Below are 18223 nucleotides of genomic sequence, written 5' to 3' on the forward strand. Positions count from 1 at the left end.
GGCCGCATGACGCTTCGCGCGGTCGGGTGCGCCCCCGGAATGGCGTATTCCCTGGTTCAATGCTTTGCGGTCGAGAACCTCCCCGGCCGGGCCTGAATGAAGGCGAACTCGTCGCTGCTGAGCTGCAAGGTGAACTCCATCGCCCGCCCATCGAGCATGGCGAACACGCAGCGGACGCGGTTCTGATCCCGTTCGATATTTGTCTGCACGAGGTCGCCGAGGGCGGAGCCGCCCCGGCCGTCCGGCAGTTCGAAGCGCCGCGCCCGAAGGCGTGACACCGATGAATCGGGCATGGTGAGTTCGACGGCTCTGAACAGAAGCGCCAACGCATGCTCTTCCGTATGGGTGAGCGGTGCGTTCTCGTTGAATTTGGCATGCGAGCCGCGCTCCGGCGTACGGCCGGGCGCAATGGCCAGGGGATCTTTCCTTCGACGCGACACGAACTCTGCGTCCTTTGTTCTTGTTCTTACGCTACTACTGCAAAGCACTATCGGCGCCGATGTTTCAGCGACCCTGCGTTGCCGAATGGCATGATACTACCCGTGATGGGGATCTGTCGACCGGTCCGGCCCGAGAAATTCTTCACTGGCCGGCGGTCAGTTGCGGCCCGCCATCCGTTGCAGCCTGTCGATCCGGTCCGGAACCGGCGGATGGGTGCGCATCCAGGACCGGCCCCTGACGCCGGCGAACTCCTCGATGGTGTCCTTCAGATGTATGCCGTTCGCGAACTGGATACGCGCCAGCGCCTGGCTGAGCGCGCCCGGATCGCCGGTCAGCCGGACCGAGCGGGCGTCGGCGGCGTACTCGCGGCGGCGAGAAAGCGCGGTCTGAAGCAGGGATGTCGCCGCCGGCGCCAAGGCCAGGAACCAGTACACCCAGTCGGGCGCCATCTGTTCGCCTGTGACCATGTAGGTGACCGCGCCCGTCAGCAGGCCGAGCACGGCGGCGGCGAAGGTCACCCGGCTCATGGCCTCGCCGAAGCGGATCAGACGCACGTCCCCGGCGGCGACATGGGCGACCTCGTGAGCGATCACCGCGATCAGATGCCGCTCCGACAACAGCTCCAGAAGACTGCGCGAAATCAGGATCACGCAGTGGCGTCTGTCGCCGATGGAAAACGCATTGGGGGCGCCGTCGATGACCCTGATCTCCGGCGATTGCGCGAGTCCCGCTGCCCCGGATATCTCGGCCAGGCGCGTCCGGAACCGCTCCGACATGCGCCGTTGCAGCGGCCGGGCGTGGGCGATGCGCAGTTCCATGGTCTCGGGCAGATGCGGCAGCGCCACGATGGCCAGCGCCACAGCCATGGCGACGGCGACGCCGCCCCAGACGCCGAAGGTGGCGCTGGCGGCGATCACCCAGACGCCGCCCATTCCCGCCAGGGGCAGGCGGGACAGGGACCATTCCCAGACCGCTCTCATGCATTCAATCTAGGGGGCGGGACGCCATTCGACCACTGTGCCGCCTTCGACGGGTGCGCGGACCACCAATGCGCCATCCGGGCCGGTGGCGGCGCTCAATGCCCCGGTCAGCGCCGCCGGCAGCGTCTCGCTGTCCAGCACCGCAGGCGGGCCGCCTGCGAAGCGGAGGGCCTGCAGAGACCGCCGGCCGTTCTTCGGCAGGATCAGGTCGGCCACGCCATCGCCGTCGACATCGGCGACGAAGCTGAGGCCCTGTTCGCGGGAGCCGATGGCGTGATTGGAATAGCCCGGCAGGCTGGCGACCGTCTCGAAGCCCTTCACGCCGGGCCGGAGCAGCTTCAGCGTGCCGCCGATATGGGGTGTCACCACGATCGCGATCTCCAGCCGGCCGTCCCCGTCGAAGTCGGCGATGCCGGCTGGATTGAGCCAGCGGTTGGCCTGCCCGATCCACGCGTCGCGGAGGACGAGCTGGATCCGGCCCTCCCGGATACCGTAGATGGCGAGCGCTGCTCCATGCTCCAGGTGACTCTCGACGACCACCATCTCGTCGACGCCGTCGCCATTGAAGTCGGCCAGGCGGACATGCCGGTCCTCGAAGACCGTCTCGTCGGAAAGGCGGATCCCCAATATGCGGCCGCCGGCCAGTTCGGCCATCAGCGCGCCGGCTTCGATCGCGTCGCCCAGCACGCCGTGAGGGTAGCGTTCCGTGGGTTCGGCCAGCCAGGCGCGCCGGACGGGGCCTTCGCCCGTGGCGACGACCGCATCCGGCAGCGCGCCCGGCGGCCGGTCCCCGGCCGACGCTGTGGTTGTGGAAATACAGAGCAGGGCGGCGGCCAGCAGCGCCGACCCGCTCCGTCTCATGCGTAGCGGTTCCGGATCAGGTGGAAAAGCGCCCTCAGCCCCATGGCCTCGCCGCCGCGCGGGCGGCCGGGGCGGTTGCGGCTGTTCCAGGCCATGATGTCGAAATGCAGCCAGCGGTCCGGATCGGCCACGAACTCCTTCAGGAACAGCGCCGCCGTGGTCGCGCCGGCGAAACGGCCCGAGCCGGCGTTGTTGATGTCGGCGAAGGGGGTGTCCAGCATGTGGCGGTAGTCATCGTGCAGCGGCAGCCGCCAGACCGGTTCGGCCACGGCGCGGCTGGCGGCCGTGACCGCATCGGCGAGGGCGTCGTCACGGGCGAAGAAGGCGGCGATCTCCGTGCCCACGGCAACCCGGGCCGCGCCGGTCAGCGTCGCCATGTCGATCAGCAGGTCGGGGCTTTCCTCGCAGGCCAGCGCCAGGGCGTCGGCCATCACCAGGCGGCCCTCGGCGTCGGTGTTGCCGATCTCCACCGTCAGGCCCTTCCGGCTCTGCAGGATATCGCCGGGACGGTAGGCGTTGCCGGCGACCGCATTCTCGACCGCCGAGATCAGCACCCGCAGGCGCACGGGCAGCTTGGCCGACAGGATGACGTGCGACAGGCCCAGAACGGTGGCCGCGCCGCCCATGTCCTTGCGCATCAGTTCCATGCCGCTGGCCGGTTTCAGGTCCAGCCCGCCGGTGTCGAAACAGACGCCCTTGCCGACCAGCGTGAGCCTTGGATGGCTCTCGTCGCCGAAGGTCAGATCGATCAGCCGGGGGGCGTCATCGGCCGCGCGTCCCACTGCGTGGATCATGGGGAAGTTCTGCGCCAGCAGATCGTCGCCGGCGACGACCGCCGTGGCCCCGCCGAAGCGGTCGGTCAGGTTCCGCGCCGCCGATTCCAGTTCGCTCGGTCCCATGTGCTCGGCCGGCGTGTTGATCAGATCGCGCGCCAGGCAGACGCCCTCCGCCATGGCGAGCACCGCCTCGCGGTTGGCGCCCTCCGGCCAGATCAGCCGGGCGCGGCCCTCGTCCTTCGGCTTCCTGTAGCGGTCGAACTCGTAAGTGCCCAACGCCCAACCGAGACAGAGACCGTCGGGTTCGGCGTTCGGAAGCGTGGAGAGGTCCAGCGTCCAGTCGCCGCCGCCGAGCCGCTTGCCCAGATCGCCGATCGCCCACATGCCGGGTTCGTCGGCGGTGACCGCCAGCGCCCCGGCCTGAGCGCCGTCCGGGCCCGGCAGGCGCTCCAGCACGCCCGCCTTCAGCCGGTCTTCCCGGCCCGACAGCCAGTTCCGCACCGGATTGGGTTGGCGTGCCATCCAGTCCCTGACCGCCGAGGCCGGGACCAGGTGCAATGGCCGCGCTTCCGCGGCCTGCTCGACGAAACCGAAATCACTCACCGATCAGACCCATTTCCACGTAGTAGCGCCGGGCGCCTGGATGGAGGGGGATGGTAAGGCCCTCGAGCGCGGTTTCCAGTCTGATCTGTTCACCCTTGAGATGCCCCGTGTCCAGCAGGCCGCGGTTTTCCTCGTTCCAGAGTGCGGCAGTGATGTTGTAGATCAGGTCGTCGGAAATATCGGCGTGGGTGATCCATTGCGCGCCGACCGAGAGCGTCGGCGTGACCGGATTGCCGCCATAGGCGCCGGCGGGAATGGAACTCGCCGTGTAGTAGCGGTTGGTGAAGAGAAGCTGTCCGGCGGCGGCGCCGTCGATCGCCACGAGTTCGAACCGGCCCGTGTCGAGGAGTTCCGAAACCGCCGCCGAGGGATAGCCGACCACGAAGAAGGCGGCGTCGATGCGTTCCTCCAGCAGGCTGGTGATGGACAGTTCCGGGCCGGCGCTCACCGCCTCGATATCGTCGTGTTCGACGCCGAAGGCCGCGAGGATCAGCAGCGCATTGATGCGGGTGCCGGAACCGTCGCGGTCGATCGCCACCTTGCGGCCCTTGAGATCGGAAATGGATTCGATGCCGAGGTCCTTCCGCGCCACCAGATGCACATGCTCGGGATAGAGATTGGCGATGGCCCTGAGATCGGGGAAGACGCCTTGGCCTGTGAAGATTTCCGCACCCTCGAAGGCCCAGGCGACCACATCGGCCTGCGCCAGGCCCGAATCCAGTTTCCGGGTGGCGATCCCCTCCAGGTTCTCGAACGAACCGAGCGTGGTGATCGCCGTCGCGATGAGATTGTCGACGCCACAGGCGCCGCCCTGGCCGCAGGGCGAGCTTCCCCCCGGACGCGAAATCGCTGAGGCGATCAGGGAACCGATCGGAAAGTAGGTGCCGGCCGAGGAACCGGTGCCGATGGTGAAGAAGCGGGGGTAATCGTGCTCGCCGGCCAGGCCGGCGGAACCGGGCAGGAGGACAGCCAGTCCGCAGAGGACCGCGATGAGCGCGTCTCTGGCCTTCGTCATGCCCATGGCGCCGTTATACCCTTCTTCCACGCTGCAGCAAGGTAATCCGACCGCATTAAACGCCGTGGAGGGCAAATTTTCCGTGAACGGATAGCCCGGATCCGGCGCCTCAGCGCTGGCGCGTTTCCCAGTCCGGGTGCAGCCACGGCTCCCGGTCGTCGGGCGACAGGAGATCGCGGCCCAGGATGTGATCGGCCATCTTCTCCCCCACCATGATCGACGGCCCGTTGAGATTGCCGTTGGTGATCCGCGGGAAGACGGAGCTGTCGGCGACGCGCAGGCCGTCCGCGCCGATGACACGGCCCTCCGGGTCGACCACCGCTTCCGCGTCGTCGGGGTCGCCCATGCGGCAGGTGCCGCAGGGGTGGTAGGCGCTCTCCACCGCGTCCCGGATGAAGTCGTCGAGGGCTTCGTCGGAGGTGACCTCGTCGCCCGGCGCGATCTCCGGACCGGCAAAGCGTTCGAAGGCGGGCTGGGCGAAGATCTCGCGGCTGAGGCGGATACAGGTGCGGAAGTCGGCCCAGTCCTTCTCGTTCGACATGTAGTTGAACAGGATCGACGGCGCCGCCGCCGGGTCGGACGCAGCGAGCCGCACGCGGCCACGCGATAGCGAGCGCATGGGGCCGACATGGACCTGGAAACCGTGAGCCTTCGCCGGCGCCTTCCCGTCATAGCGGATGGCCACGGGAAGGAAATGATACTGGATGTCGGGGTACTCGATCCCGGCGCGGGAGCGGATGAAGGCCGCCGCCTCGAAATGGTTGGTGGCGCCGAGACCGGTCTTCGTGAACAGCCAGCGTGCGCCGATCCAGGCCTTGGCGGCGAGGTTCAGGCTGGAATAGAGGGAGACCGGTTCCTTGCAGATCTTCTGGATGTAGATCTCCAGATGGTCCTGCAGGTTGCCGCCCACGCCCGGCCGGTCCGCCAGCACTTCGATGCCATGCTCCTGCAGGTGCGCCGCCGGGCCGATGCCGGAGAGCATCAGCAGCTTCGGCGAGTTGATCGAGGAGGCGGCGAGGATCACCTCGCGGCGCGCGCGTACGGTCCGCGGCCGTCCCCCCTCACGGATCCGGACGCCGACCGCCCTGCGTCCCTCGAACGCAATGCGCTCGGCAAGGCAGCGGATCAGACGCAGGTTCGGCCGTTTCAGCGCCGGCTTCAGATAGGCGTTCGCCGCCGACCAGCGCCGGCCGCGCCAGACGGTCATCTCCATCGGCCCGAAGCCTTCCTGCTTGCGGCCGTTGTAGTCGTCGGTGGTCTCGTAGCCCGCTTGCGCGCCTGCCTCGATGAAGGCGCGGTAGAGCGGGTTGGCCATCGGCCCGCGGCTGACATGCAGCGGCCCGTCCTCGCCGCGCCAGCCTGCCTCGCCGCCATGGCTCGATTCCATGCGGCGGAAATAGGGGGCGACGTCGCGCCAGGCCCAGCCGCGTGCGCCGGCCTGCGCCCAGCCTTCGTAGTCCCGGGCGTGGCCGCGGACATAGACCATGCCGTTGATCGAGGACGAGCCGCCGATCACCTTGCCGCGTGGACAGGCCAGCCGCCGTCCGCCCAGATGGGGCTCCGGCTCGGTCTGATAGCCCCAGTCGTAGCGGGCCATGTTCATGGGGTAGGAAAGGGCCGCCGGCATCTGGATGAAAGGACCGGCGTCCGTGCCGCCGTGTTCCAGCACGATGACCGAATGCTTGCCCGACTCGCTCAGGCGCGCGGCCAGCGCCGACCCGGCGCTGCCGGAGCCGACGATGACATAATCCGCTTCCGCCAGGACCGCCGCATCGTCCGTCATGCGGCGTGCTTAGCGGCCGGCGCCTTGCTTGCCAAGCAGTGCCGTGGTTTCAGGCCGCGGCCTCGGCCTGGTAGCCGATGATCGCGGCGGTTTCGTCAGCCGAATAGAACAGGTCCGCAATGTCCTTGTTCTTTTCGTAGATCGCCGTGCGCTCGACCTCGTCGTACTTCACGGCCGAACGGAAATAGCGGTCCCATTCCAGGGACTTGCCGACATACTGGCTGAACACCTTGGAGCTGTGCTCGCCCTCGATCTCGGTGGGCGTGAAGCCAAGATGGTCGCCCATGGACTGCAGGGTGACCTCGCGATGGTTGAGGATGTCCTCGAACTTCACGAACAGCGTCCGGCCGACGATTTCGGGATCATTGAAAGGGAAATGGACGAACGGCTTGCGGTACTGGTTGACCGCATCCGAGACCTGGCGGTAGCGGTCGCAGAGCGAGGCCACGCCGGTGACCGGATGGCGGACCATGAAGATGAACTTCACATCCGGGTACATGCGCTGGATGACCTTCAGGTGCAGCGCATTGTCGGGGGTCTGCTCGCCATAGATACTGCCGCTGGCGCCGGTGGATTCCACGAATTCCGAGAACATTGCCGCGACCGTGTTCGCCCAGCTCGGATTGGCCGGGTCGAAACGGGCCATGTAGCGGTCGAAACGGAAGCCCTTCAGATAGGCCTGATGGGCGAAGACATCCTTGGTCACGTCGGACAGGGACGAGTTCATCAGGTTCTCGTAGAAGGTGATGTTGTAGTAGCAGGTGTGCAGGAACGGCGTCACCGGCTGGTGCTTGACGAATTCCAGCAGCGAGTCGCAGTTGGCCGGATCGACGCCCTCGAATTCGCCGCCCTGGCGGATTACCCGGCAGACCAGGCCGTAGAGGTGCTCCAGCCGCGTCATGACGGTGGTGCCCTGGAGGCCGCAGACCTCGGGCTGCTTGTCCAGCAGTGCGCCGGTCACCGTGGTGCCGCTGCGCTCCGAGCCGGCGATGAAGAAGTCGATGCGATCGGTCATGACGGGGCCTTCCGAAGTTTCGTGGTTGCGCACCATGCTGACGCGTCTTCGTAAAATCGTGGTTAACGATGAAGGCCGGGCCTGGCCGCGGCTTTCGTGACCGCCGTCGCCTTCGCCTCAGGGTGGTGCAACTTCCGCTTTGCCAAGCGCCCTGCGATCGCCGAACATGCCCGCCGGGCGCGGGGGACAGAGGGGGTTCAGCGATGACCGAGTTCCGCAAGATCAACAAGATCCTGGTCGCCAACCGATCCGAGATCGCCATCCGCGTGATGCGCGCGGCCAATGAACTGGGCATCGCCACCGTCGCGGTGTTCGCCGACGAGGACAAGCTGGCGCTGCACCGCTTCAAGGCCGACGAGAGCTACCTGATCGGCCAGGGGCTGGGACCGGTCAAGGCCTATCTCTCGATCGAGGAGATGATCCGCGTGGCGAAGCTTTCGGGCGCTGACGCGGTGCATCCGGGCTATGGCCTGCTCTCGGAGAACCCGGACTTCGCTCAGGCCTGCGCGGACGCCGGCGTGACCTTCATCGGCCCGCCCCCGGCCATCATGCGCGCGCTCGGCAACAAGGTCGCCGCCCGCGAGGCCGCGATCGCGGCCGGCACGCCCGTGGTGCCGGCGACCGGCCCGCTGCCCGAGGATCTGGACGAGGTGGCCCGGATGGCCGGCGAGGTGGGCTATCCGCTGATGCTGAAGGCGTCATGGGGCGGCGGCGGCCGCGGCATGCGCGTCATTGAGAGCGCCGCCGAACTCAAGGACGAGGTCGCCGCGGGCCGGCGCGAGGCGGGCAACGCCTTCGGCAATGACGAGGTCTATCTGGAGAAGCTGGTCCGCCGCGCCCGTCATGTCGAGGTGCAGTTGCTGGGCGACCATCACGGCAACGTCGTGCACCTGTGGGAGCGCGATTGCTCCGTCCAGCGCCGCAACCAGAAGGTCGTGGAACGCGCGCCGGCGCCCTATCTCAGCGACGCCCAGCGCACGGAGCTGTGCGAGAGCGCGCTGCGGCTGGCCCGCTCGGCCGCCTATGTCAATGCTGGCACGGCCGAGTTCCTGATGGACTACGACACCGGCGAGTTCTTCTTCATCGAGGTCAATCCCCGCATTCAGGTCGAGCACACGGTGACCGAGGAAGTCACCGGCATCGACATCGTCAAGGCGCAGATCCGCATCGCCGAGGGTGGCCGTGTCGGCAAGGTCGAGGAGACCGGCGTGCCCCCGCAGGAAAAGATATTCCTCAACGGCCACGCCCTGCAGTGCCGCATCACCACCGAGGATCCGGAAGCCAACTTCATCCCCGATTATGGCCGGATCCTGGCCTATCGCGGGGCGACCGGTTTCGGCATCCGCCTGGACGGCGGCACCGCCTATTCCGGCGCGGTGATCACCCGCTACTACGATTCCCTGCTGGAGAAGGTCACCGCCTGGGCGCCGACGCCGCAGGAAGCGATCCGCCGGATGGACCGGGCTCTGCGCGAGTTCCGCATCCGCGGCGTGGCCACCAACCTGATCTTCGTCGAGAACCTGATCAACCACCCGAAGTTCGTCGCCAACGAGTACACGACGAAGTTCATCGACGAGACGCCGGAGCTGTTCGATTTCCCCGTGCGCCAGGACCGGGCGACGAAACTGCTGAACTTCATCGGCGACGTCATGGTCAACGGCAATCCGGAGGTCCAGGGCCGCGTGAAGCCCAGCATGGGCCACGGGCCCGTGGTGCCGGCGCCGCGCAATGACGCGCCGCCGAAGGGCACCCGCGACCTGCTGGATGAACTGGGGGCGGAGAAGTTCGCCGACTGGATGCTGGATCAGAAGCGGCTGCTGATGACCGACACCACCATGCGCGACGCCCACCAGTCCCTGCTGGCGACGCGCATGCGCAGCTTCGACATGGTGCAGGTGGCCGAGGCCTATTCGCGCAATCTCGCCGGCCTGTTCTCCATCGAGTGCTGGGGCGGAGCGACCTTCGACGTTTCCATGCGCTTCCTCAAGGAATGCCCCTGGGAACGGCTGTCGGACCTGCGCGAGCGGATCCCGAACATCCTGTTCCAGATGCTGCTGCGCGGCGCCAATGGTGTCGGCTACACGGTCTACCCGGACAATGTCGTGAAGGGCTTCGTGCATCAGGCCGCCGAAAGCGGGGTCGACGTCTTCCGCGTCTTCGACAGCCTGAACTGGGTGGAGAACATGCGCGTGGCCATCGACGCGGTGCGCGAGTCGGGCAAGCTGTGCGAGGCGGTGGTCTGCTACACGGGCGATATCTTCGATCCCGAACGGCCGCGCTACGACCTGAAATACTATGTCGACATGGCGCGCGAACTGAAGGCCGCGGGCACCAACATCCTCGGCATCAAGGACATGGCGGGACTGCTGAAACCGGCCCAGGCGCGGGTGCTGGTCAAGGCGCTGAAGGAGGAGACGGGCCTGCCCGTCCATTTCCACACCCACGACACCTCCGGCATTTCCGCCTCCAGCGTGATCGCGGCGGCCGAGGCCGGCGTCGACGCGGCGGACGCGGCGATGGACAGCTTTTCCGGCCTGACCAGCCAGCCCAATCTCGGCTCCATCGTCGAGGCGATGCGCTTCGGCGAGCGGGAGACCGGGCTGGAGCCGGCGGTCATCCGGCAGTTCTCCGACTACTGGGAGGCCGTGCGCCGCCGCTACGGCGCCTTCGAGAGCGACCTGCGCTTCGGCGCGTCCGAGGTCTATCTCCACGAGATGCCCGGCGGGCAGTTCACCAATCTGCGCGAACAGGCGCGCAGCCTGGGCCTGGCCGAGCGCTGGCACGACGTGGCCCGGACCTATGCCGACGTGAACCAGATGTTCGGCGATATCGTGAAGGTGACGCCGTCCTCCAAGGTCGTCGGCGACATGGCGCTGGCCATGGTCTCGGCCGGCCTGACCCGCGCCGACATCGAGGACCCGGACAAGCCCTTCAGCTTCCCCGATTCGGTGGTGTCCTTCTTCCACGGCGATCTGGGCCAGCCGCCGAACGGCTTCCCCTCGGCGTTGCAGAAGAAGGTGCTGGGCGAGACGAAACCGCTGACCGAGCGGCCGGGCGCCAGCGTGCCGCCCGCCGATTTCGGCGCGCTGCGCAAGGAGGCCGAGGCGGCCGCGGAGCGGGAGATCACCGACGAGGAGTTCCAGTCCTATCTGATGTATCCGAAGGTCTTCACGGACTTCGCGAAGTTCCAGGCCGATTTCGGGCCCGTCGACCGCCTGCCGACGCCGGTCTTCTTCTACGGGCTGGAGCCGGGCGACGAGGTCCTGGTGGAGATCGAGAAGGGCAAGGCGCTGGTGATCCGCTGTCAGGCCGTGGGCGAGCCGGACGAGGAGGGCGTGGTGCGCGTCTTCTTCGAGCTGAACGGCCAGCCGCGCCGGGTCAAGGTGCGCGACCGCAGCGCCGCCGCCTCGGTGGAGCAGCGGCCGAAGGCCGAGCCGGGCAACGCGAAGCACGTCGCCGCGCCCATGCCTGGCATGGTGGCGACGGTGGCGGTGGAGAAGGGCCAGAAAGTGCAGACGGGCGACCTGCTGCTGACCATCGAGGCGATGAAGATGGAGACCGCGATCCGCGCCGAACGCGACGGCGAGGTGGCCAGCATCCACGCCGGCGCCGGTACCCAGGTCGATGCCAAGGACCTGCTGGTGGAGTTCGCCTGAGCCGGCCAGCCGACGCCGCGTGGTATCCGGACGCCGCGCCGCGGGAAATCTGTGGAAAAGCATGAACCGGCGGTTGCGGTGAACGGATGTTCAGGAAACACTGTCGCGGTACCTCCCCACTGATTCCAGCGAGACCCCGACATGCTGATATCCCTCGCCAGGACGCTGGGCGTCCTGATGCGCAATCCCTTTGTGGCCGGCGTGCTGCGCCTCGGCGCCGTCTCGGCGCTGCTCCTCTCCGCCGCCTGCGCGACGGTCGTCGAGGGCACGACCCAGAACGTCACCGTGGCGACCGACCCCGCCGGCGCCGCCTGCGAGCTCAAGAACGACGGTAAGCTGGTCGGGGCGGTCAACCCGACGCCGGGCTCCCTGTTGCTGGATCGCAGCAATGACGATCTCGACGTCGAATGCCTCAAGGACGGCTATCTGCCGGGCAATCTGGTGATGAGTTCCAAGTTCACGGGCACCACCTTCGGCAACATCATTCTGGGCGGGGGCATCGGCATCCTGGTGGATGCGGCCAGCGGGGCGAATAACCGCTATCCGGAATCCGTCTCGCTGGTGCTGACGCCGGAGGTGTTCCGCTCCCAGGCCGAAGTCGACGCCCATTTCGCCAAGTTGTCGCAGCGCGTCGAGCAGGAGGCGGATCAGGCGCTGAAGAAGCTGGAGGAGGACTGCTTCCAGCAGATGGCCGATAGCGAGCACTGCAAGGAAGGACCGGAACGAATCGAGGAACGTCGGCGCCACGAACTGGCTCGTCTCGCTGCCGAGAAGGCGCGAGTGACGATCGACCCCGCCGCGGCGCGGGCCCCTGACCAGCAGGCGCGGGCGCCTGCGCCGGCCCCTGTTGCCGCCAAACCGGTTGCCGCGAACCGCGCTCAGGTTTCGGCCCCGCGGCCGTCGAACCCGGCCGAGGCCGGTTCGGATTGTCAGGCCGCAGCGTCTCGTCTCGGCCTGGATCCTTCCCGGTCGGGTTGTCTGAAAGTCAAGATTTCGGGGCGTTTCGACTTCGGTCGCGAATGCCTGTCGACCTACAACAATCCTCCCGCGAAGCGCCTTCATTTCCGGATCGGAGATCAGCTGCTGACCGATCCGGAGCCCACGCAGGCACGATCCCTTGTCGGGCTGGACGATGTCGTCTGCTACCGGGTTATCGCCGGTGAAGGGGTCGTGAAGGGCGATCCGCGGAACCGATACGTCATCGTCACGCGGGGCGACAGGTCCTACGAATGGTGCGAGAACGCTGCGGGCTGTTAGGCCGGCGGCGCCTCTTCGTAGCGCTTCGCCGCCTCGAAGGCCGCGATCATGGTGGCCACAAGCGGCATGGCGATCAGGGCGCCGATCAGGCCCACCAGGCTGCCCAGGACCAGCAGCGCCGCCAGCACCAGCGCCGGCGGCAGGGCGATGATGCGGCGGTGGACCATGGGCGTCAGCAGCAGGCCCTCCACGTTCTGCAGCACCACGATCAGGATCAGCGCCAGCAGGGTCTGCTCGATGCTCTGGGTCAGCGCCATGAGCAGCACCGGGATGGCGGCGATCACCGGGCCCAGATTCGGGATGAAGGTCATCAGCGCCGTGAACAGGCCGAACAGCAGCGCGAAGGGCACGCCGATGACCCACAGGCCCAGCGTCATGATGCTGCCCAGAACCAGCATCGAAAGCCCCTGACCGACGAACCACCAGGCCACGACCACGGCGACCCGGTCCATCATGTGGTTGACCATGCCGCGGCGACGGGCGGGGGTCACGAACAGCACGCCCTGGCGGTAGAGCTTCGGCTCGAAGGCGATGTAGGCGGCCATGGCGATCATGATGATCACGCTGAACAGCGTGCCGACGACGCTGGAGAAGATGCCGGTCAGCCGGCCGATCATCTGGGTGCTCTCGGTGATGATGGCCGACAGGTCGGGCAAGGCGTCGGGCTCGCCCATCGCCTCCCGCACCAGGTCCAGGATCGTCACGCCGATCTCGCTGCGCCGGATCGCGGCCTCGCTGGCGCGCCAGAGTTCGGGCACGCGGCGGGCCAGTTCGCCCGCCTGCTCGACGACATGCGGGCCGATGACGAAGATCATCGCCATGCCCGCCGCCAGCAGCACGATCAGGATGATCAGCAGGGCCGGCGCGCGCGGTAGGCGCAGCCGCCGCGACAGCACGTCCGCCGCCGCCGACAGGAAGATGCCGAAGATGATCCCGGCGAAGATCAGGCACAGCACCGGCAGCGCGTAGATCAGCAGTCCCGCCACGGCGAGGCTGACGCCGACGACGAGCAGCATCCTGTAATCGTTGCCGGTCCGGCCGCGGTCGTCGATCATGCGTCATGCTCCCGTCGTCGCGGACGGTTACACCCGAGCGGGCAGGAGGCGTCAAGGCGCGCCTGCGGCGGCCGGGCCGGCCGCCTCACGCGAGCGTGAACGGGACGGCCCGGCGAATTCGGTCATCATGGCTTATCGAGACTTGGAACAAGTCCAACAGAGGAGGCGCAGATGCTTGGCAGAGTAATCCGGTTCGCGGCGGCGCTGGCCGTGGGCGCGACCATGGCGACGGCGGCGGCGGCCGAGGGCATCGGCGTGCACTGGTATGGCCAGTCGGCGTTCAAGATCACCACGCCCGGCGGCAAGGTGATCCTGATCGATCCCTTCATCTCCAGGAACCCGGTAACGCCGGAGGACCAGAAGGATCTGACGAAGCTGGGGCAGGTGGACCTGATCCTGGTGACCCACGGTCATGGCGACCATGTCGGCGACACCTTCGAGATCGCCAAGATGACGGGCGCCAAGGTGGCCATGAACGCCGACATGGGGTCGACCTACAACTCGCTGAAGGTCATGGACCCGAAGAACCTGATCCGGTTCAACAAGTCCGGGCGCATCGCGCCGATCGGCAAGGACATCGTGATCACCATGACCCGGGCCGAGCACAGCTCCACGGTGGGCTTCGACGGCAAGGTCTTCCCCGGCGGCGAGCCGGCCGGCTACATCATCCGCCTGGAGAACGGCTACAAGATCTACCATGCCGGCGACACGGGCGTGTTCGGCGACATGCGCTTCATCAGTTCCTACTACAAGCCCGATCTGGCGCTGCTGCCGATCGGCGGTCACTTCACCATGGGCCCCGCCCACGCGGCCTATGCGTTGCGGAATCTCATGAAGGAAATCCCGCGGGTCATGCCCATGCACTACGGCACCTTCCCGCCGCTGAAAGGCACGCCGGAGCAACTCATCAAGGGCCTGGGCGACCACAAGGTCGAGGTCATCGTCATGCAGCCGGGCGAAAGCCGGGAGTTCTGATCATCGGGGATTGGCCGCAGCGCAAGGCTGCGGCCAACCAGGTCACACCACCGCGGCCGAGATCTGCTGCGGCACGGGGACGGTCTCCCGGAAGGAGGGGCGTTCCGACAGCCGCTCCAGGCGGCGGACCAGTTCGGGATGGCGGCTCTGCCAGTCGATGTCGGGGCAGCGGACTCTCAGATAGTCCAGCACGGTACCGACCGCGAGGTCGGCGAGGCCGAAGCGGCCGCCGACCAGGAATTCGTCCGCCGGGTTGGCGCGGCGGTCGATCTCGGTCAGGCCGCCCATGATCTTGCGCATCTGGCGGTCCATCCATGGCGCGCTCCGATTGTCCTCGGCGCGGAAGGTCTCGAAGAACCAGAGCACGAAGGCGTCGCAGACGCCGTCCGCCAGCACCTCGTAGCGGCGCGCCGCCAGCCGTTCCTCGGCATCGCGGGGGAACATGGGCGGCTCGGGATGGCGCACCTCCAGCCATTCCAGGATGTAGTCGGATTCGTAGACCGTCTCGCCATCGTCCAGGATCAGGACCGGCAGCTTCTCCAGTGGATTGTAGGCGGGTGTCGAGGTGCCCTCGTTCCAGGGCACCTCGGTCACCAGCTCGAACGCCAGCCCCTTTTCCGCCAGGGCGATGCGTACCTTGCGGGCATAGGGGCTGGGCGTCGCGCTGAGCAACTTCATCAGCGGCCCTTGTAGGCGGGCTTGCGCTTCTCGGTGAAGGCCGTCAGCCCTTCGATCACGTCCTCCGACTGGCCATAGGCTTCCCAGACCTGCATCTCGGTCTGCAGCGCGCGGTCCAGCGGCATGTCGAGCGCCTGGTCGACCAGGTGCTTCATCAGCCGCATGGCCAGCGGACTCTTTGAGGTCAGCTTGGCCACCAGTTCCTCGACGCGCGGGATGAGCTGGTCGTCGGGCACGATCTCGTTGATCAGGCCCCAGTCGGCCACCTTCTGCACCGGCAGCAGTTCGCCGGTGAAGAGCAGATACTTCGCCCGGGTCTCGCTGATCTTGCGCGGCAGGCGGATGGCGCTGCCGCCGCCCGGCAACATGCCGAAATTGATGTGGCCGTCGCCGATCTTCACCGACTCCGCGGCGATCACCAGGTCGCAGGCCAGGGTGAGTTCGAGGCCGCCCGCCGCCGTGATGCCGTTGACCGCGGCGATGGTCGGCTTCTCGCACTCGCCGACGCGGGCGAAGGCCTCGTAGGCCTGCTTCATGAAGGTGCGCACCTTCACCGGGTCGCCCGAGCCCATGAACTGCAGGACGTATTTCAGGTCGGCGCCGGCGGAGAAGGCGCGGCCCGAGCCGGTAAAGACTACGGCTTTCACCTCCGGGTCCTTCTCGGCCTTCTCGATGACTTCCGAATAGCCGTCGAGGATGTTCTGGTTCATCGCGTTGAGCGCGTCCGGACGGTTGAGCGTCACCCAGGCTGCGCCATTGCGGACTTCGTAGAGCATGTCTTGCGTCATCATCCCCTCCCCGGGATCGATCGATGCGGGGGCCGCCGGCCGGCGGCCCGTCGCCGGCGATGATGCCCGCTTCCGCGGCCGGGGGCCAGTCAGGCGATCGGCGGGTCGGCCTCCGCCAGCATCTCCGCGGCGAGGTAGAGCGAACCGGTCACCAGCGTGCGCGGCGCGCCACGCTCCCGCCGCGCAATCTCGACCGCTTCGGCCAGGGAGCCGGCGACGCGCGCCTGCAGGCCGAGCCGGCCGGCGGCAAAGGCGATCTCCTCCGGCGGATGGGGACGGCCGGCGGTGTAGACCGGCTGCCGGCCCGCGGCGACGCCGATGACCAGCGGCCGCAGGGTTTCGAAGGCCGCGAGGAAGGGTGCGACGGGGCGGCTGTCGAGCATGCCGACGATCAGACAGAGCGGTTTCGGCGGCAGGGCTTGCAGCGCCCCCGCCATCGCGGCGGCGGCATGGGCGTTGTGGCCGCCATCGACCCAGATCTCGCGCCCCTCGATGTCCAGGCGCTGCATCCTCGCCGGCCACCGGGCGTCGGCGAGCCCGGCGGCGGCCTCGGGCAACAGGCCGGGGCGGAAACTCTCCAGCGCTGCGACGGCCAACGCCGCATTGCGCCATTGATGCCCCCCGGCGAGGCCGGGCGCGGGAAGGGCGATTTCGCTCAGGCCGCTATAGAGACCGGACTCCGGATCGACCGTGAAGTCGCGGCCGGCGAGACGCAGGGGAACCTGGAGCGCGCGGGCCCGATGTTCGACGACCGCCACGGCGTCCGGATGCTCGGGGCCTGCGACGCAGGCCGCGCCGGGTTTGAGAATTCCGGCCTTCTCGGCGGCGATCTCGGCGATGGTGTCGCCCAGATAGGCCATGTGGTCCAGCGCGATGGGCGTGATCACGGTCAGCGCGGGCTGGCGGACGACGTTGGTGGCGTCCAGCCGGCCGCCCATCGCCGTCTCCAGCAGCAGCACGTCGGCGGTATCCTCGGCGAAGGCGAGGAAGGCGGCTGCCGTCAGCGCCTCGAAGCTGCTCAGCACGCCGCCGTCATTGGCGTCCTCGACGCGCAACAGGTGCCGGGCGAACTCGGCGTCGCGGATTTCGCCGCCGGACAGCGCGACTTCCTCGGTGACCCTGTGCAGATGGGGCGAGGTGAAGCACTGCACGTCGAGACCGGCGTGGCGCAGCATCGCCCTCAGGAAGGCGACGACCGACCCCTTGCCGTTGGTGCCGGCGACGTGGATGACCGGCGGCAGCCGGTCGAGCGGATCGCCCAGCCGCTCCAGCAGGGCCGGAAGGCGCTCCAGGTCCAGTTCCATCTTGCGGACCGACTGGCTGTCGATCCGGGCCAGAATGGCATCGCTCAGCGGCGCGTTCACTTCCGCTCGGACTTGCCCCCGGTCTCGGCCTCGACCCTTGCGGGCGGGGTCTCGTCGACGGCCTCGTTGGGCATGGGGATGGCGACCTCGGCGTCGGGCTTCGGCAGGGGCTTTGGCGGCTCGACGGTCTTGACCCGCAGCAGCGAGATGACGCGGGCGACGGTCTCGGCGAGCTGATGGCGGTGGGTGACCATGTCCACCATGCCGTGATCCAGAAGGTATTCGGCGCGCTGGAAGCCGTCGGGCAGTTGCTCGCGGATGGTCTGCTCGATCACCCGCGGGCCGGCGAAACCGATCAGGGCGCCGGGCTCGGCGATGGTCACGTCGCCGATCATGGCGAAGCTGGCGGTGGTGCCGCCGGTCGTGGGGTCGGTCAGCACGCAGACATACGGCAGACCGGCGTCCCTCAGCCGTTGCAGCGCCACCGTGGTGCGCGGCATCTGCATCAGCGACAGGATGCCCTCCTGCATGCGCATGCCGCCCGAGGCGGCGCAGACCACCAGCGCCGCATCCTTCTCGACGGCCTTCTCGGCCGCCGCGATGATCGCTTCGCCCTCGCCGGCCGAAACGGAGCCGCCCATGAAAAAGAAGTTCTGCGCCGCGATGACAGCCGCCAGTCCGCCGATACGGCCGAAGCCGACCTCGACGGCGAAGTCCGAGCCGGAGGCCGAGCGAGCTTCCTTGAGCTGGTCGGTATAGCGCCGCGCATCCCTGAATTTCAGGGGATCGAGCGGTGGTTCGGGCGTCCGCACGCGGGTGAACTTGCCGTCATCGAACAGCAGGCGCAGCCGCGCGCCGGCCTTGAGCCGCATGTGATGGTCGCAATGGGGGCAGACGCGGTGGCTCTGCTCCAGGTCGCGGTGAAAGACCATCTGGCCGCAGGAACGGCATTTCTCCCAGAGATTGTCGGGGCTGTCCTTCTTTCGGCCCAGCCCGATCTTGGGCAGTACGGTGTTGGTCAGCCAGCTCATGGATC

15 protein-coding genes are annotated in these 18223 nt (G+C 67.7%); 3 read left to right on the forward strand and 12 right to left on the reverse strand.

Annotated elements, in window-relative coordinates:
* Window positions 1-56: 56 nt before the first annotated feature.
* The 7 genes from TEF_05105 to TEF_05135 all read right to left on the reverse strand — a co-directional run bounded on the left by TEF_05105 (window position 57) and on the right by TEF_05135 (window position 7510).
* The gene (locus TEF_05105; protein ID ANK80236.1) at window positions 57-326 is read right to left on the reverse strand and encodes a hypothetical protein; all 270 of its coding nucleotides are present in this window, start codon (window positions 324-326) and stop codon (window positions 57-59) included.
* A 270-nt stretch (window positions 327-596) separates the two neighbouring features.
* Window positions 597-1373 (reverse strand): hypothetical protein, encoded by a 777-nt coding sequence (locus tag TEF_05110; protein ANK80237.1) that lies wholly within the window; start codon window positions 1371-1373, stop codon window positions 597-599.
* A 57-nt stretch (window positions 1374-1430) separates the two neighbouring features.
* Entirely contained in the window at window positions 1431-2282 is an 852-nt protein-coding gene (locus TEF_05115) for a hypothetical protein (protein ANK80238.1), read from the reverse strand.
* A complete protein-coding gene (locus TEF_05120; protein ANK80239.1) occupies window positions 2279-3661 on the reverse strand; it encodes a leucyl aminopeptidase in 1383 nt (460 codons plus the stop codon). Before TEF_05120 ends, TEF_05115 begins: the two co-directional genes overlap by 4 nt.
* Window positions 3654-4676 carry a hypothetical protein gene (locus TEF_05125; GenBank protein ANK83289.1) on the reverse strand — a complete coding sequence of 341 codons (1023 nt, stop codon included), beginning with the start codon at window positions 4674-4676 and terminating at the stop codon, window positions 3654-3656. Before TEF_05125 ends, TEF_05120 begins: the two co-directional genes overlap by 8 nt.
* Window positions 4677-4785: 109 nt before the next feature.
* Window positions 4786-6459 (reverse strand): choline dehydrogenase, encoded by a 1674-nt coding sequence (locus TEF_05130; GenBank protein ANK80240.1) that lies wholly within the window; start codon window positions 6457-6459, stop codon window positions 4786-4788.
* A gap of 49 nt (window positions 6460-6508) precedes the next feature.
* Complete coding sequence (locus tag TEF_05135; GenBank protein ID ANK80241.1) at window positions 6509-7510, reverse strand: hypothetical protein; 1002 nt, start codon at window positions 7508-7510, stop codon at window positions 6509-6511.
* Between the two features lie 167 nt (window positions 7511-7677).
* On the opposite strand from TEF_05135, the gene TEF_05140 reads away from it, so the two are divergent.
* Window positions 7678-11130: a pyruvate carboxylase gene (locus TEF_05140; protein ID ANK80242.1), complete on the forward strand. Its 3453-nt coding sequence runs from the start codon at window positions 7678-7680 to the stop codon at window positions 11128-11130.
* 141 nt (window positions 11131-11271) lie between these two features.
* Entirely contained in the window at window positions 11272-12387 is a 1116-nt protein-coding gene (locus tag TEF_05145; protein ID ANK80243.1) for a hypothetical protein, read from the forward strand.
* Here the strand turns inward: TEF_05145 and TEF_05150 are convergent.
* Entirely contained in the window at window positions 12384-13442 is a 1059-nt protein-coding gene (locus TEF_05150; GenBank protein ANK80244.1) for a hypothetical protein, read from the reverse strand. The genes TEF_05145 and TEF_05150 overlap by 4 nt on opposite strands.
* Before the next feature lie 222 nt (window positions 13443-13664).
* Between TEF_05150 and TEF_05155 the strand changes: the two genes are divergently transcribed.
* The gene (locus TEF_05155) at window positions 13665-14417 is read left to right on the forward strand and encodes a hypothetical protein (protein ANK83290.1); all 753 of its coding nucleotides are present in this window, start codon (window positions 13665-13667) and stop codon (window positions 14415-14417) included.
* A 42-nt stretch (window positions 14418-14459) separates the two neighbouring features.
* Here the strand turns inward: TEF_05155 and TEF_05160 are convergent, their stop codons facing one another.
* The 4 genes from TEF_05160 to TEF_05175 form a co-directional block, all read right to left on the reverse strand.
* Window positions 14460-15095, reverse strand: a complete 636-nt coding sequence (locus tag TEF_05160) for a glutathione S-transferase (protein ANK80245.1) — start codon at window positions 15093-15095, stop codon at window positions 14460-14462.
* A complete protein-coding gene (locus tag TEF_05165; GenBank protein ANK80246.1) occupies window positions 15095-15886 on the reverse strand; it encodes an enoyl-CoA hydratase in 792 nt (263 codons plus the stop codon). The genes TEF_05160 and TEF_05165 overlap by 1 nt, the downstream gene beginning before the upstream one ends.
* A gap of 86 nt (window positions 15887-15972) precedes the next feature.
* Window positions 15973-17247: a hypothetical protein gene (locus TEF_05170; GenBank protein ANK80247.1), complete on the reverse strand. Its 1275-nt coding sequence runs from the start codon at window positions 17245-17247 to the stop codon at window positions 15973-15975.
* On the reverse strand, window positions 17244-18218 hold the full coding sequence (locus TEF_05175) for an acetyl-CoA carboxylase subunit beta (protein ANK80248.1): 975 nt from the start codon (window positions 18216-18218) through the stop codon (window positions 17244-17246). The genes TEF_05170 and TEF_05175 overlap by 4 nt, the downstream gene beginning before the upstream one ends.
* Between the last annotated feature and the right edge of the window lie 5 nt (window positions 18219-18223).

This window comes from Rhizobiales bacterium NRL2, from assembly GCA_001664005.1.
GTDB lineage: Bacteria > Pseudomonadota > Alphaproteobacteria > Minwuiales > Minwuiaceae > Minwuia.